This is a genomic window from Kribbella caucasensis (genome assembly GCF_004361855.1).
GTDB classification, from domain to species: domain Bacteria; phylum Actinomycetota; class Actinomycetes; order Propionibacteriales; family Kribbellaceae; genus Kribbella; species Kribbella caucasensis.
On record NZ_SNWQ01000001.1, the window covers coordinates 220,496 to 235,562 of the forward strand.

16 protein-coding genes are annotated in these 15,067 nt (G+C 68.9%); 5 read left to right on the plus strand and 11 right to left on the minus strand.

Features of this window, described 5'->3' with window-relative positions; all coding sequences use genetic code 11:
* Positions 1-42 precede the first annotated feature (42 nt).
* Genes EV643_RS01020 through purS form a run of 5 tightly spaced genes read right to left on the minus strand, consistent with a single transcriptional unit; the run spans position 43 to position 4,507 of the window.
* Positions 43-1,188, minus strand: coding sequence for a zeta toxin family protein (locus EV643_RS01020; RefSeq protein WP_133798009.1), 1,146 nt, complete (start codon positions 1,186-1,188; stop codon positions 43-45).
* Positions 1,185-1,514: a hypothetical protein gene (locus EV643_RS01025; RefSeq protein ID WP_133798010.1), complete on the minus strand. Its 330-nt coding sequence runs from the start codon at positions 1,512-1,514 to the stop codon at positions 1,185-1,187. The genes EV643_RS01020 and EV643_RS01025 overlap by 4 nt, the downstream gene beginning before the upstream one ends.
* The gene (locus tag EV643_RS01030; protein ID WP_238165269.1) at positions 1,507-3,588 is read right to left on the minus strand and encodes a hypothetical protein; all 2,082 of its coding nucleotides are present in this window, start codon (positions 3,586-3,588) and stop codon (positions 1,507-1,509) included. Before EV643_RS01030 ends, EV643_RS01025 begins: the two co-directional genes overlap by 8 nt.
* On the minus strand, positions 3,588-4,259 hold the full coding sequence (purQ, locus tag EV643_RS01035; protein WP_133798011.1) for a phosphoribosylformylglycinamidine synthase subunit PurQ: 672 nt from the start codon (positions 4,257-4,259) through the stop codon (positions 3,588-3,590). Before purQ ends, EV643_RS01030 begins: the two co-directional genes overlap by 1 nt.
* Complete coding sequence (gene purS / locus EV643_RS01040) at positions 4,256-4,507, minus strand: phosphoribosylformylglycinamidine synthase subunit PurS (RefSeq protein ID WP_133798012.1); 252 nt, start codon at positions 4,505-4,507, stop codon at positions 4,256-4,258. Before purS ends, purQ begins: the two co-directional genes overlap by 4 nt.
* Before the next feature lie 112 nt (positions 4,508-4,619).
* Between purS and EV643_RS01045 the strand changes: the two genes are divergently transcribed.
* The 4 genes from EV643_RS01045 to EV643_RS01060 all read left to right on the plus strand — a co-directional run bounded on the left by EV643_RS01045 (position 4,620) and on the right by EV643_RS01060 (position 7,770).
* A complete protein-coding gene (locus tag EV643_RS01045) occupies positions 4,620-5,141 on the plus strand; it encodes a PadR family transcriptional regulator (protein WP_133798013.1) in 522 nt (173 codons plus the stop codon).
* Positions 5,138-5,818 (plus strand): ABC transporter ATP-binding protein, encoded by a 681-nt coding sequence (locus tag EV643_RS01050; protein ID WP_133798014.1) that lies wholly within the window; start codon positions 5,138-5,140, stop codon positions 5,816-5,818. The genes EV643_RS01045 and EV643_RS01050 overlap by 4 nt, the downstream gene beginning before the upstream one ends.
* The gene (locus tag EV643_RS01055; RefSeq protein WP_133798015.1) at positions 5,815-7,146 is read left to right on the plus strand and encodes an FtsX-like permease family protein; all 1,332 of its coding nucleotides are present in this window, start codon (positions 5,815-5,817) and stop codon (positions 7,144-7,146) included. The genes EV643_RS01050 and EV643_RS01055 overlap by 4 nt, the downstream gene beginning before the upstream one ends.
* Positions 7,147-7,281: 135 nt before the next feature.
* Complete coding sequence (locus tag EV643_RS01060; RefSeq protein WP_133798016.1) at positions 7,282-7,770, plus strand: YqaA family protein; 489 nt, start codon at positions 7,282-7,284, stop codon at positions 7,768-7,770.
* Between the two features lie 118 nt (positions 7,771-7,888).
* Here EV643_RS01060 and EV643_RS01065 read toward each other — a convergent pair whose 3' ends face one another.
* Positions 7,889-8,764, minus strand: a complete 876-nt coding sequence (locus EV643_RS01065; protein ID WP_133798017.1) for a phosphoribosylaminoimidazolesuccinocarboxamide synthase — start codon at positions 8,762-8,764, stop codon at positions 7,889-7,891.
* Positions 8,761-9,873, minus strand: coding sequence for an FAD-dependent monooxygenase (locus EV643_RS01070; protein WP_133798018.1), 1,113 nt, complete (start codon positions 9,871-9,873; stop codon positions 8,761-8,763). Before EV643_RS01070 ends, EV643_RS01065 begins: the two co-directional genes overlap by 4 nt.
* 47 nt (positions 9,874-9,920) lie before the next feature.
* Between EV643_RS01070 and EV643_RS01075 the strand changes: the two genes are divergently transcribed.
* A complete protein-coding gene (locus EV643_RS01075; RefSeq protein ID WP_133798019.1) occupies positions 9,921-10,610 on the plus strand; it encodes a TetR/AcrR family transcriptional regulator in 690 nt (229 codons plus the stop codon).
* Here EV643_RS01075 and EV643_RS01080 read toward each other — a convergent pair whose 3' ends face one another.
* The 4 genes from EV643_RS01080 to EV643_RS01095 form a co-directional block, all read right to left on the minus strand.
* A complete protein-coding gene (locus tag EV643_RS01080) occupies positions 10,611-11,036 on the minus strand; it encodes a hypothetical protein (RefSeq protein WP_133798020.1) in 426 nt (141 codons plus the stop codon).
* 177 nt (positions 11,037-11,213) lie between these two features.
* The gene (locus EV643_RS01085; RefSeq protein WP_133798021.1) at positions 11,214-11,666 is read right to left on the minus strand and encodes a hypothetical protein; all 453 of its coding nucleotides are present in this window, start codon (positions 11,664-11,666) and stop codon (positions 11,214-11,216) included.
* 16 nt (positions 11,667-11,682) lie between these two features.
* Positions 11,683-13,782 (minus strand): ArnT family glycosyltransferase, encoded by a 2,100-nt coding sequence (locus EV643_RS01090; protein ID WP_133798022.1) that lies wholly within the window; start codon positions 13,780-13,782, stop codon positions 11,683-11,685.
* Positions 13,782-15,011: a bifunctional glycosyltransferase family 2/GtrA family protein gene (locus tag EV643_RS01095; RefSeq protein ID WP_133798023.1), complete on the minus strand. Its 1,230-nt coding sequence runs from the start codon at positions 15,009-15,011 to the stop codon at positions 13,782-13,784. The genes EV643_RS01090 and EV643_RS01095 overlap by 1 nt, the downstream gene beginning before the upstream one ends.
* Between the last annotated feature and the right edge of the window lie 56 nt (positions 15,012-15,067).

Here is a 15,067-nt window from a genome sequence, read left to right on the forward strand (position 1 = left end):
GTGCTCGTTCGAACTGAATCGGTCTGACCTGGGCCTATTGTCTCAGCGCTCACGCTGGTCCCCCCGACCGCCCTGCTGCCGGTTGAGATGCTGCGGCCGCTTCCCCTGTCCCGAGCTCTGCCCCGATCCCTGCCCGGCCCCCTGTCCTTGGCCCTGTGACTTGCCCTGGCCCTGACCCGGCTGCTGTTGTCCGCCCGTCCCGGCCTGCTGGTTCGCCGGGCCGGTGGAAGCCGGCTTGGGGGACGCCGGTAGCGCCTGGATCATGCCTGCCGCTCGGGCCGTGCGGTAGGCCTGTGCATCAATCGGCTCCATCCCGCCAAGCCGCTGGGAGAGCGAATCCAACCTGGCCGGCTGGTTGGCATCCGACACCGAGTACTGCCGAATAGACTGCACAGCCGACCGATTGGCCGCGACCTGCTGAGCCGCCGCCGTCGCCCTCGCGTTGCCCTGCTCGTCGAAATGCGTCGCCAGCGATTCCGCCGGCACGAACCGGCCACCCATTGCCGCCTGCCCCTGAGCTCCCGGCTCGGCGGCCATCAGCGCATCCACGCGATACCGCTCCTGCGTCCGCTCCAACGCATCAGCCGGCGAAACCTCCACCGACGCGATGTGAACGTCATACCCCTTCTTCTCCAGCGACTTGACCAGATCGTCCAACCGCTTTGGATCGCTGTAGGTCCCCTCGATCATCAAGTTGTCCCCCCGCGCGACCGCGTCCTTCTGAGCGGCATTGCTTAGCTTGGCCGACTCGACGAAGAGCTGGCTGCTCAACTCCCTCGGAGAAGGTTGCAGGTGCGCGGCCTCCGGTTGCACGACCTTCGACAGGCTGCCGTCCCGATTCATCGAGTCCAGGAGCCGGTCACGAAACGCGTCCGGATCGAGGTGACGCCACTGCTCCGGGCGCGTCCGGGTGTCGGCCATGATGTCCGCGCGGACGCCCGACTTCCCAGCACCGGGTGGGCCGACGATGACCACCGCCTGCTTGTTCCTCGGCACATCGGGCGACTCCGCCAGGTACTCCTCGACGATGCGCTGGTGCAGCAGAGCCCGTTGAGGAGTCGGGCGGCCGTCGTCGCCGAACCATGCGCGATTCTGGACAGACGCCTGCGGGCTCCGCGACGACAGCGGCCCGTCCTTGCCGGACAAGGCCTCCAGCTGCTGGCGACGATTGTCCAGCTGGTCGCTCATGAACCGGCTGTCGGCGGCGGCCAGCTCTCCCGTTCGCGCAACGCGTCGAGGACCAGCTGATAGATCTCCGCGTCGATCAGCTCGTGCCGCAGCGCGCGTTCCATGTCGTCCCAGGAGCCCTCGATGTACATGGCGATGTCGACGCTCATGTCGTCGGGGATCCGGTCCTGGGGCAGGTAGTCGTAGTCGATCAGTTGCTGGATCACCTCGTCGCGGGTCAGCTCACCTCGGTGGTACTGCTCCGCGATCGTGAATGGCGTGATCTCACGTTCCTCGTCGAGGGCACGCAAGACGTCCGGGTCGATACTGCTGCTCTCGTCAGCCATCGCTCACCTCCACAGACAAGGTACGGGTTTGTGGGGTTGCAGGGGTCCGGTTATCCACAAGGTGCGCGACGAGGAGTGGCAGGGCGAGGCCGGTCATGATCGCGGGGAGGGCGACGCCGGCGTCGTTGAGGAGCATGCCGATCAGGCCGCAGGCGGACAGGGCCAGCAGGGTCGGGCGAATCATCGGCAGGCTGGTGTAGAAGCGGCGGTACGACTCGGACGGCACCTTGTCGGGCCGGATCGTGGCCAGCATCGCGAGCAGCACACCGACCAGCATCGCCCAGCCGGCGGGGCTGTCGTAGAAGCCGAGCGACATCTGCAGCTTGCGGATCAGCACGTCGCTCACGTCACCGTCGAGCAGGCGGGCCACGAAGGTGCCGAAGTGGCTGCGCTCATCCTCGGGCCGCAGGTAGTCGAGGAAAGCCACGCCCGACACCGCGACCGCACCGGCCGCGCAGATGCCGAGCAACGCCTTCCAGGAGATGCCGCCGCGCCAGGTCAGCCACGCCAGCAGCAGTACCGCGGGGGTCAGCGCGACGATGCCGCCGAAGTCGGTCCCCCAACCGGGCTTGCCGTCCACGATGATCGCCGCGCCGCCGATCGCGAGCACCGCAAGGGCCGCCTGGACCCGGCTGCGGTCGATCAGCTTCTGCGCGGCCCAGCCCGCGAGGACGAGGGCGGCGACCGCCAGGGTCGCGAAGGTCGAGTTCCCGAAGCCGTAGAACCTGCCGCCGATCACCGGCCCGTCGGTGAACATGCTGCCGAACTGCAGCGGCGTCCCGAGCACCCCGTCGACCAGGAGCAGCCCGTACGCCGCCCCAAGGATCCCCAGGTACGCGTGCTCCCGGAGTACGGCACGGGAGACCCCGGCGAACAACGCGCTGATCGCCAACACCACGCAGTACAAGGAGAAACCCGGTTCCGGCCAGCGCCACCAACTCGTTGCCGTGGACAAGAAAACCGCGATGAAGAAGCCGCCCTGCGACAACAGGGTGAAGACGAACGTACTGCGGGACCGCTGGCTGCGCGTGATCACGAACCAGGCGAGGGCGGCGAGTTGCGCCACCAGCAACGTCATCGCGACCGCGACCAACATCGGCCGCGGCTGCTCGAACCGCTGATTGGTGTCCAGCCGGTCCTCGATCACCGTGGCCGCATCGGTGTGCAGATCGCCGGTGAAGTGGATCTCGTTGCCGTCGAGCGGACCGGCCTGCTCGGATCCGGCCGGGTCGATCGGCTTGGCCTCGCCACGGAGGATCGTCGCGGTCACGTCGGTCAGCTGGATCAGACCGGGCCGGCGGGTGGAGTCACTGGTCAGCCAGCGCGGGCCGTTGTCCGGCGGGAGCTGCATCGCGACGAGCGGTTCCTGGTGCGCGTTTGCCTCCACCTGGCTGATCCCGACGAGCAGGACCCAGCCGTCGGCCGCGCGGACTTGCGCGACCAGGTCCGCGACTCGTTTGCGGGCTTCGTCGCGGCCCTCACGGAGCGGGAGCGCGCCGGCATCGACGATCGCATCGCCACAGGCCGTGCTCGCGAGCTTGACCTGGTCGAACTCGGGCTGCCAGTTCCCGACCGTGCCGTCGGTGCGGGCCAGCGCGATCGCCGCACCCGGACCGAATCCACAGATCGGCGCGCCTCGTTCGCGGCTCTCGGCGAGCCGGCCGAGTGGTGCGCCGGTGTGGTGTTCGGCCTGGCGATCGACGTAGGTCTGCCAGTCCTGCACCTTGCCGTCGACCAGCCCGGGCAGGTCACCACAGGACTGATCAGGAACGTTGCCCCAGGCACGGGTCCCGGCGCTGATGGTGAGCCAGCCGTCGACCGGACACGTGTGCGGCCCGGCCGTCTTCACGGTGATCGAACCGACATGCGACTGGTTGACGAGCGCGGTCAGCTCGGGCGACGCCTTCACGTCGTTCCAGCTCAGCCCGGGCACGCCGATGACGACCACCTTCGCCAGCAGTTTCTGTTCCTGCCCGTACGCCGTACCGCCGGCTGCCGCGAACACGCACAACCCCGCGATCAGCACCGCCAGCGCCCGGAGAACCGCTGCCGACGGGCGCACCGGGTGGTTCATCAGGAGGCGACGACGGCCTTCAGCACCGAGGTGAAGAAGCCCAGTCCGTCCGTACTCGGACCCGTCAGGGTCTCGACGCAGTGCTCGGGGTGCGGCATCAGGCCGACCACGTTCCCGCGCGCGTTGGTGATCCCGGCGATGTCCCGGTAGGAGCCGTTCGGGTTCTCGTCCAGGTAACGGGCGACGACCAGACCCTCGCCCTCGAGCCGGTCCAGGGTGGCCTCGTCCGCCACGTACGAACCGTCCTGGTTCTTCAGCACGATGGTGATCTCGTGGTTCGCGTCGTAGTCGCTGGTCCAGGCGGTCCGGTTGTTCTCGATCCGGAGCGGCTGGTCCTTGCAGATGAACTTGCGGTGGTGGTTCTTGATCAGCGCGCCGGGCAGCAGGTGCGACTCGCAGAGCACCTGGAAGCCGTTGCAGATGCCGAGCACCGGGAGGCCCTCGCCGGCCTTCTTGATGATGGTCTCCATCACCGGGGCGAACCGGGAGATCGCGCCGGCCCGCAGGTAGTCGCCGTACGAGAATCCGCCCGGCAGGACCACCGCGTCGACGCCGTGCAGGTCCGCGTCGCCGTGCCAGAGCGCGACCGCCTCGGCACCCGCGACCGTGGCCGCGCGCCGGGCGTCGACGTCGTCGAGCGAGCCCGGGAAGGTGACGACGCCGATCTTCACTGGTCCGCCTCGACGTGCAGGGTGTAGTCCTCGATCACCGGGTTGGCCAGCAGCGTGTCCGCCGCCTTGCGGATCTCCGCGACCTTCTCCTCGGTCGCCTCACCGTCCAGGGTGATCTCGAACCGCTTGCCCTGACGCACATCGGCCACGCCGTCGAAGCCGAGCCGGCCGAACGCGCCGTGCACCGCCTTGCCCTGCGGGTCGAGGATCTCGGGCTTGAGCATGACATCGACGACAACGCGAGCCACTGACAACTCCAGGTTTCGATCCGGCTGACGCCCTGAATCCTACCGACCCCGCGCCCGGACGCCGCATCACGGACTATTCACTCAGTACATACACCGCGTGTATAGTCACTCCATGGCAACAGCTGAACTCGTTCTGGGACTGCTCCACAACGGGCCGGCCCACGGGTACGACGTGAAGCGCGGCCACGACGCGTGGTTCCCGGACAGCCGGCCACTCGCGTTCGGGCAGGTCTACACGACCCTGTCCCGGCTGGAGCGGGACGGATTGGTCGAGGTGGTCGACCGTGGTTCCGAAGGGGGTCCCGAGCGGACCGTCTACGCGCTCACCCCGCAGGGCCGCGAGCACCTGGCCCACTGGCTGGCCGAGCCGATCCAGCCCGCCCTCGGCGCCGTCGACGAGATGGTCCGCAAGGTGGTCGCCACGATCCGCACCGGCGAGGACGCGAGCGCGTTCCTGGCCCGGCAGCGCTCGAGCCACCTGCGCCGGATCCGTGAGCTGAAGGCGGTGGAATCAGACAGCGACTCGTCGTCCTGGCTGGTGCGGGACTACATGGCCCTGCACCTGGACGCCGACCTGCGCTGGCTGGACAACGCGCTGGACCGGATCACCGAACAGAAGGAGACCAGTAGATGACCGAGCTCGCCTTGGAGCTGATCCGGGTGGAGTACGCCTACCGCCGTGACGTCGCTCTGCGCGGAGTCTCCCTGCAGGTGCGGCCCGGGGAGGTGGTGGCCGTCACCGGTCCCAGTGGCTGCGGCAAGTCGACCTTGCTGCACTGTGCCGCGGGAATCCTCCGCGCCCAGGCCGGCACGGTCCACCTGGTCGGGCAGAACCTGGCCGAGCTCCCCGAGGCCGACCGGACGCGGCTACGCCGGACGCAGGCCGGCGTAGTACTGCAGTTCGGGCAACTGGTTCCGGACCTGTCGCTGACGGACAACGTCGCGCTGCCGCTGCTGCTGGAGGGGCACGAACGGGAGGCTGCTCGTCGGGCCGCCCTCGGCTGGCTGGAGCGAGTCGGGGTGGCAGACGACGCCGCGGCCACCCCGAGCGAGTTGTCCGGCGGCCAGAACCAGCGCGCCGCTGTTGCCCGCGCCCTGGTCACCGGACCGGCGATCGTGTTCGCCGACGAACCGACCGGCAGCCTCGACACCCACGCGGGCGAACAGATCATGGAGCTCCTGCTCAGTTCGGCCCGCGTCGGCGGCTCGGCCCTGGTCATCGTCACGCACGACAATCTGGTCGCCGCGTACGCCGATCGCGAGGTTCGCCTCCGCGACGGCGTCATCCAGCACGAGGTGTCCCTCTCATGAACCTCCGGACCCTGATCGAGCTGGCCCGCCCCCGCTCGTCCACCGACCGCCGCCGGATGGCCCTGCTGGTCTCAGCCGTCGCACTGGCCGGTGCGTTCCTGCTCGCCGGTCAGCGCGTGGCCCGCCACAGCGCGACCTACCTCGACGGCTGGGAGCAAAGCAGCTACCTGGCCGAGCCGGGTCTTCGTCAGGGCGTCGTGGTCGCTGCTGTCCTGATGGCTGGCACCGCTTGTGCACTTGCCTTTCAGGCCCTGCGTCTCGGCACCGCTGCCCGCGACCGCCGCTTGACCACTCTCCGGCTGGCCGGGGCGACACCCAACCAGGTCCGGCTCGTCGGAGCGGTCGACGCCGGGCTCGGTGGTCTCGCCGGCGGCATCCTTGCGGGCCCCTTGTACTTCGTCCTGGCGGCCGCGGTGCAGGCGCTCCCCGGGGAGGCTCGGGTGCTCCCGGCGCCGAACTACCTGGATCTGCTGGCCTGGCCGGTCGCCATCGTCCTGCTCACGGTGCTCGCCGCGATCGCCGGGCGGAGTCTGCGCCGGGGACTGGTCACCGAGCCGACGGTCGACCCGGCAGCGACGGGCTGGCGGACGAAGTACCTGGTGATCGGCTTGGTCGGTCTGGCGCTGATAGTGCTGAGCAGCATGGTGTTCAACCTGGTCACCATCTTCGCCCAGACGGCCGGAGTGGTCCTGGCGGCATCCGGCTTCGCGCCGCTCGCTGTGGCGCGGCACGGGCGGCGGCTGGGACGCTCGGGTGATCCGCTGAAGATGCTGGCCGGTGCGCGGCTCCTCCACACCGCGCGCCCGGTCGGCCGGATGCTGGCACTGCTCGTGTTCTGTGGGGGCGTGGCCGGGGTGGTGATGGCTATGGCCGTCGATCTCCAGGCCACCAGCGGCGGCGTGATCCAGGACGACCCGTTCTATCTGACCGGTTTCGCTTTCGTCGGTCTGCTCGCGCTGTTCGCGGCGCTGGCGGCCGGCGTCGCGCTGCTGGCGGGAACTGCTGACGACCTGCTGGACCAGCGGCGGCAGCTGGCCGCACTGAGTGTCTTCGGCGTGGGCGAGTCGCAGCTGCTGCGATCGGTACGCCGCCGACTCACCTCGACCGTCGCCCCGGCGATCACGATCGGCCTGCTGATCGGAGGCGGTCTTTACAGCTCGATCCTGCTGCGGGCGGAATACTCCTCCAGCGGCAGGGCCTTCGTCGTCGTCCTGGTCGGCGCGGTCACCGGTGGACTGGTCGCCTGGCTGGTGGCCGCCGCGGCTGCCTTCCTGCTCCGCGGGCAGGTCCGCGAGGCGGTCGATCCACAGAACCTCAGGTCTGCCTAGTGCTCCGACACGGGACACCAGGGTTGCGGCCGGTTGTCAAGGGAGCTGAAGCCCGGGGTTGAGGGGCCCCGGGTTTCTTCCTGGGGTGGGACTTTGTTCACTGCCCCGGGCCGATGCGCCCCGTAGCCTTCGGACATGTGGGTCTGGCAGCTGGTACTGGCGGTGGGGTTCGGGGTGGGCTCCGCCATCGTGCCAGTGATGAACGCCGAGGCTTACGTCCTGGGTGTTGGGGTCTCGGGCGCCCTGGATCCACTGACAGCTGCGATCGGGGTATCGGTCGGGCAGACGCTGGGCAAGGTCGCGATGTTCTACGCGATCCGGTACCGGCCGGGGTACCGGGCGAAGAAGACCAAGGAACCGAAGCCGGTCAACCTGGAGACCCGGTGGGGGCGGTTCGTCCAGTGGAACCGCCAAGTCAGCATGCGACTGCTGGATGCCCTGAGCGACCGCCGCTGGGGGATCCCGGTCACGCTGCTCAGCTCGTCCGTCGGCATCCCACCCCTGTACGGCGTCGCCCTGATCGCGGGCGCCAGCCGAATGGGCATCATCACCTTCAGCGCGTCCGTCCTGATCGGCCGATTGGCCCGCTTCATCATCCTCGCCCTGGGCGTCAGCCTGTTCTGACCCCGCCGAAATCTCAGAGGCTAACCTCCGGGGTTGATGGTTTCCCACCGAGATCGTCAAGGGGCAACCATCGATCTCGGAGGTCAGCCTCCGAGATTCGGCGATGGGGGTGGGCGGATCAGGGGGTGAACTTGCGGGCGGTCAGGCGTTCGTAGGCGTCGATGTATGCCGAGCGGGTGCGCTCGATCACCTCGTCGGACATCGGCGGCGGGGCTTCGCCGGAATGACGGTCCCAGCCGGATTCGAACTGCAGCCAGTCCCGCACGATCTGCTTGTCGAACGACGGCTGTTGCTTGCCCGGCTCCCATCGGTCGGCGGGCCAGAAACGGCTCGAGTCAGGCGTCAGCACCTCGTCGGCGAGCACGATCGTGCCGTCGGGCCGGGCGCCGAACTCGAACTTCGTGTCGGCCACGATGATCCCGGTCGGCTCGGCGATCCCGTGCGCCCGCGTGTAGATGTCCAGGGTCAGGTCGCGCAGCTTCGCCGCGATCTCCGCGCCGACGGCCGCCACCACCGCGTCGTACGAGACGTTCTCGTCGTGTTCGCCGAGGTCGGCCTTGGTCGCCGGCGTGAAGATCGGCTCGTCCAGCCGGGAGCCCTCGACCAGGCCGGGGCGCAGCGGGATGCCGCAGACCTCGCCGGTCGCGTTGTAGTCGAGCAGTCCGGAGCCGCTCAGGTAACCGCGGGCGACGCACTCGACCGGGAACATCGCCAGTTTCTCGCACACCACCGCGCGGCCCGCGACCTCGGCCGGGACGTCCGTCGACACGATGTGGTTCGGCACGTCCAGCTGCTCGAACCACCACAGGCTGAGCGCGGTGAGCACCTTGCCCTTGTCCGGGATCGGCGTCTCCAGGATCCAGTCGAACGCGCTCATCCGGTCGCTCGCGACCATCAGCAGGTCGCCGGACTCCAGCTCGTACAGGTCCCGGACCTTGCCGGAGTGGAGGTGCTTCGCACCGGGGATCTCGGCCGCCTGCGGAGGTGTCGTCACACCGGGGATTGTTCCATCCGCTTCCGCCGTGCGAGCAACCCGGCCACCTTGCCGCCGACCCCGAGCATCCCGTCCCGCAACCCACACATCATGGGATTGTCGAGCTGGCCGACGCGCCCGACCATGCGCGATTGCTTGACGAGCTTGGCCGTCACGGGTCGGCGTTCGGCGTCGTACTGGCTGAGCGCGGTCGCCAGGTCGGAGGTGCTCTCGAGGTGCCTGGCGAGGGCGCCGGCGTCTTCGATGGCCGAGCAGGCGCCGCGACCGAGGTTCGGGGTCATCGCATGCGCCGCGTCACCGAGCATGGCGATTCGTCCGGTGACGAACGGGACCAGCGGAAGCGACAGGTCGTACAGGTCGTTCTGCAGCACGGACTCCGGCGGCGTACCGGCGAGCAGACGCGGGATCGGGTCGTGCCAATCGCCGAACGCCTTCACCACATCCTCGTGCCCGCCGCCCAGACCGGCGTCCTGGTTGGCCGTGGCGTACCAGTAGATCCGCCCGTCGATCAGCTTCGCGAACCCGAACCGCCGACCCCGTCCCCACGTCTCCCCACCCCCGTCGCGGATGTCGACGTCGGCGATACCCCGGTACGCCGTGTAGCCGGCGTACCGGGGTCCTGGGTGCAACGGGTGGAGGGTCCGCCGGACCACACTCCGGATTCCGTCCGCCGCGACGACCAGGTCGGCCCGGAACAACTCTTCGCCCGCCGCAACGCTGACCCCGGCAGCGTCCTGGGTGATTCCGGTGACCGTGATCCCGGTCAGCACGGTGACGCCCGGCCCGAACTGGTCGGTGATCAGCCGATGCAGTTGCGCCCGATGGATCATCACCGGGATCTCGACCCCGATCGCCGCGGCCTCCACCACCCATCGACCACCGGGCCGGCGCATCCCGGCCATGCCCGCGGGCACCGCCGCCTTCTCCACGCCGGTCACGCCCAGCTCCTCCAGCACCGCCACCGCGGACGGCCAGACCGAGAGCCCCGCCCCGACCTCACCGAGCTCGGCCGCCCGTTCGAGCACCGTGACCTGCCACCCGCATCGCTGCAGCCCGACGGCCGCCGTCACCCCGCCGATCCCCGCTCCCACCACGATCGCTGTCCTCATGGTCGGTGACTCTACATCTGTAGAGGATGGTCGGGTAGAGTGAACCCGTGCCGACCAAAGTTCCGCCCGGGGTTCCGCCCAAGGTTCCGCTTGGCGAGGACCGCCGGGCCGCGATCGCCGATGCCGCCATCCACCTCGTCGCCACCCGCGGTCTGCGCGGCCTGACCCACCGCGCCGTCGACGCCAAAGCGGGCCTGCCGCCGGGTTCCACCTCGTACTACCTGCGCACCCGCAACGCCCTCCTCACCGCCTGCGTAGACCGCATGCTCGCCCGCGATCTGGCCGCCCAACCCGGCCCGGCCGAAGCCAGTACGTCGACCGGGCCCGGTACGGCGGCGCCGTCGACCCGGGCGACCTCGGCGACCCCGTCAGCCCCGCCGCTCCCGTCGTCGTCGGATCTCGAGGAAGTGCTGGCCGGGATGGTGATCCACCTGGTCCGCGAACGGGCGGACGACCAACTCGCCCGCTACGAACTGTCGCTGGAGGCGCGCCGTCAGCCGGAGTTGCTCGACTCGATCGTCCAAGGCGGCCGCGTACTCCGCGAGAACCTCGCCGGCATGCTGTCCGCGATCGGCATCCCCGACGCCGAAGAGGCCGCCTGGCCGGTGGCGGCGATGCTCGACGGCCTGATGTACGACCGGGTCGCCGGGGCCGGCCGGACGATGTCACCCGGGGCCTGGGAGTCCGCGGTACGGCGGGCTGTCTCGGCCGTCCTCAAGGGCTTCCAGCCGGACTGACTACCAGAGGCGCTCGGTGAACGTCACGAACGTGAAGTAGGAAACGCCGAGCAGCATGCCGACGTGTCCGAGCAGGGACAGCCCGGCGCCGGAACCCCAGGCGTCGGCGGCCGCGCCCTTCGCGTGCTTGCTGGCGCTCGGCAACCAACGGGCCAGCAGCAACAATCCGACGATTGCCAGCAGCCACCAACCGGCCAGCGCGCCGAACGCGATCTCCCGGCGGGTGGTGACGAGCGCGACGATCCAGACGAGCAAGGTGAGCACGCCGACCGTCGTGTGCATCCGCAACAGGGCGGAGGAATAGCCGGCCACGCCACTCGCCCGATTGCTCTCGCCCGCACTCGCACCTCCGAGCCGGATGCGCGTCAGCAACACAACCACGGCACCCAGGGCGGTGAGGAACCAGGTGATGTTCGACCATTCCACCCCCAGATCCTTACCCAATCAAACAGTCATGTGAACAGCCCACAGCGCGTCGGCTCACCTTTCCTGGGGTGAACCGACACGCTGCGTTCCGATATTGCGGTGCGGCGGTTACTGTCCGCGCACCTGTACTACGAGGTCGGGGCTACTGTCTACATACCCGTACTGCGAGGCTGTGGCTCAGGTCGTCTGCGACTGCCCGTCGGTGTTCTGACCAGGCAGGGTGCCGGAGTTCTGCGTACCCGGGACCTGGTTCTGCTGAGTGCCTTGACCCTGGCCCTGCTGTGTGCCCTGGCCCTGCTGGGTTCCCGGGTTTTGTTGCTGCGTGCCCGGACCTTGCTGGTTGCCCTGTCCTTGCCCCTGGCCCTGACCGAAGCCTCCGCCGCCGGGACCGCCGAACTGGCCCTGCTGGGCTCCGCCACCGGACGAACTGCCCCAAGCGTGGCCGACCGCGGTACCGCCGAGGAACGCCAGCACAGCCAACAGAGAACCGGCCCCAGCCAGCATCAAACCGTTCGGTTTCCCGCCACTCATCCACTTCCCGTCCGTACTCCTCGGAGCAGCCTCAGTGGCTCCCACGTTCTGACCGGGGTTGGCCAGGTGTTCGGCGGGGTTGTTGGGGTTCTGCGTCATCGTCCTGCTCTCCAGATCATGAGTTGGTGGTGAGGTCGTACACGGTGGTGCTGCCGACGGTGGTGGCGGTGAAGTTCTCGGACACCCAGGTGGCGATCTCGCTCGACGTACCGCTCCGGCCGCCCATCCCGCCGCCACTGCTGCCGATGAAGTAGTGGACTTTGCCCTGGGCAACGAGTTCCTTGAACTCCGCCAGCGACGGCGCCGGGTCGGTTCCGTTGAACCCGCCGATCGCCATCACCGGAACACCGGATGCGATCTGCAGCGGGGCCGCGCCGTTCGCGGTGACCGCGGCGGCCGCCCAGGTGTATCCGCCGGCGCCCTGCTGGAGCAGCGTGACGAGTTCGCTCGACACTCCGCTGATCCCGTTGCCACCGAGGAATCCACCCGTACCGCCACCACCGCCGCCACGACCGTCCGTGGTCCTCTGGCCGTTGGTGGTGCCCTGACCGTTCGTCGTACCGGTCCCGTTGCCCTGACCAGTTCCCTGGCCGGTCCCGTTGCCCTGGTTCGTCGTACCGGTGCCCTGGCCGGGCGGCGTACCCATACCGCCACCACCCGGGCCGCCACCGCGACCGCCTCCGCCGCCGAACCCGCCTGCGCCCGAAGGACCCGCGGACGGCAACGCACCGGCGTGAGCGCTGCTGATCGTGTCGACCGAGTACGCCGCCGGCCCGGCCAGCGCGCTCAGCGCCAGCAGTACTCCGGCGAACACCCCGGCCCGGCGAACCGTCGCGGCACGGCCGACCAACTCCGGCAGGATCAGCACCAGGCCGGCGCCGACGATCCCGCTGATCAGCACGACCCACCGCACCCACGGATGCCAGTCGGGCGTCTCCAGCAGCAACGCGAAGCTCCACCCCGCACTCAGCAGCGCACCACCGGCGAGAGTTGCCCGCGGCAACCATGAGTCCCGGCGACGCCACAGCACCATCGCGGCAGCACCGACCAGAGCCGCGATCGCAGGAGCCAGCGCGACCATGTAGTAGCTGTGGATGATGCCCTGCATGTAGCTGAACACCAGCCCGCTGACAACCAGCCAGCCGCCCCACAGAACCGTGAAGGCGCGAGTCTTGTCCGTCCGCGGACCACGCCACGAGACAGCCAGCAGCACACCGATCGACAGCAGAGCCGCGGGCAGCAACCACGCGATCTGACCGGCGAACTCACCACCGAACAGCCGCTGCAGACCCGTCGCACCACCCCAGCCGGCGCCACCCGTACCGCCGCCGACCGAGCCGGTCTCGTTGCCGTTCAGCCGGCCGAGTCCGTTGTAGCCCAGAGTCAGTTCGAGGATGCTGTTCGTCTGCGACCCGCCGATGTACGGACGGGCCGACGCCGGCATCAGCTCGACGATCGCGATCCACCAGCCGGCTCCCACAATCATCGTGCCGAGCGCGACCAGGCTGTGCACGATCCGCTTGCCGAGCGCGGGCTTGCCGGCGATCAGGTACGCCAATCCGAAGGCCGGAAGTACCAGGAACGCCTGCATCATCTTGGTCAGGAACCCGAAGCCGACCAGCAGACCGGCCAGCGCCATCCACCGCCACGCGTACTTCGACGAGTCGATCGCCCGGGTCACGGCCCAGGCGCCCGCGGTCAGCAGCAGCACGAGCAACGCGTCCGGGTTGTTGAACCGGAACATCAGCACCGCGACCGGCGTCAGCGCGAGCACCGCACCGGCCAGCAGCGCGGCGTTCGCGGAGAACCAGCGGCGGACCGACACGTAGACGAAGCCGACACTCGCGACACCCATCAACGCCTGCGGGATCAGCATGCTCCAGATGCCGAACCCGAAGATCCGGCCGGACAACCCCATCACCCACAACGAGGCCGGAGTCTTGTCCACGGTGATGAAGTTGGACGAGTCGAACGAGCCGAAGAACCAGGCCTTCCAGCTGGTCGATCCCGCCTGCACCGCGGCCGCGTAGTACTCGTTGGCGTAGCCGTTCTTGGACAGCCCCCACAGGTAGGCGATCGCGGTCAGCGCCAGCAGTCCGCCGTACAGGATCTTGTCCCGGCCGATCGCGTACGTCATCGCCCGCGCACGGGGTCCGGCCCTGCCTTCGGCGCGGGATGCGCCGGCGGTCGTGGTCGGTTCGGTCAGGGTGCTCATCAATTGCTCCGGGAGTGTTCGAGAACCGCTGCGGGTTCGAGGGTGGTGGGCAAGGTGGGCGCATCGTCGTCGAAGACCCAGGTCTGGAAGAGGCTGAACCGGACCACGGTCGCAGCCAGGTTCGCGATCGTCAGGACGGCGATCTCGACAGCCTGAGCCGGTACCGCGACCGCCGCGTGCAGCAGCCACAACGAGGAGGCGGTGACGCTCCAGCCGATGAAGAAGGTGAGGAGTCCGCGTACGTGATGCCGACCGCGGTTCTCGACGCCGCGGACGCCGAAGGTGATACGGCGGTTCAGCGCGGTGTTGCCGACCGCGGTGATCAGCAGCGCGGAGAAGTTGGCCACCTGCGCGGGCATCCCTTGGCGAAGGAGCAGGTAGAGCAGCGCATAGGTGATCGTGCTCAGTACGCCGATGCCGGCGAACCGCAGCACCCGAAAGGCAAGCGCGGTTCGCGGATCGGCGATCGCCGGACGGCCGAAGGCTTGCCGGACAGGTTCGAGCGGAAGCCGTCCGAGGGTCCGGTTCAGCCGGACGATCCCCCGCAGGTCGTCCATCACCGTCTGCGCGATCTTGACCCGCGAGTCCAGGTCGTCGACCCAGTCCACCGGTACTTCGTGGATCCGCAGGCCGGCCCGTTCGGCCAGCACCAGCAGCTCGGTGTCGAAGAACCAGCCGGTGTCCTCGACCAGCGGCAGCAGTTCCCGGGCGACGTCCGCGCGGATCGCCTTGAACCCACACTGCGCATCCGAGAACCCGGCACTGAGTGTTGCCCTGAGCAACAGGTTGTAACCGCGCGAGATCACCTCCCGCTTCGGTCGCCGGACCACCCGCGAGCCACGGGCCAGCCGGGTGCCGATGGCAACATCACTGTGCCCGGCCAGCAGCGGCGCCACCAAGGGCAGCAGCGCGTTGAGATTTGTCGACAAGTCAACGTCCATATAGGCGAGCACGTCGGCCGTGCTCCCGGACCAGACCTGCTTCAGCGCGCGACCGCGGCCCGGCAGCTCGATCCGGGTGATCCGGACGCCCTTGAGCTCGGCCGACAGCAGGTTGCCGATCTCCCAGGTGGCGTCGGTGCTTCCGTTGTCGGCGATGCAGACCTCGGCATCGAAGGGGAAGGCGGTGTCCAGGAACTCCCGGAGCCTTCGGATGTTCGGGCCGAGGTCGTTCTCCTCATTGCGAACGGGTACGACGATCTCGACCCGTGGATGACCTGAGTTCTGCATGCCACCCAGGCTGTCGGGTCAACCTGAGTCCACCCCTGCGCGTAGCTGGGAGTTCG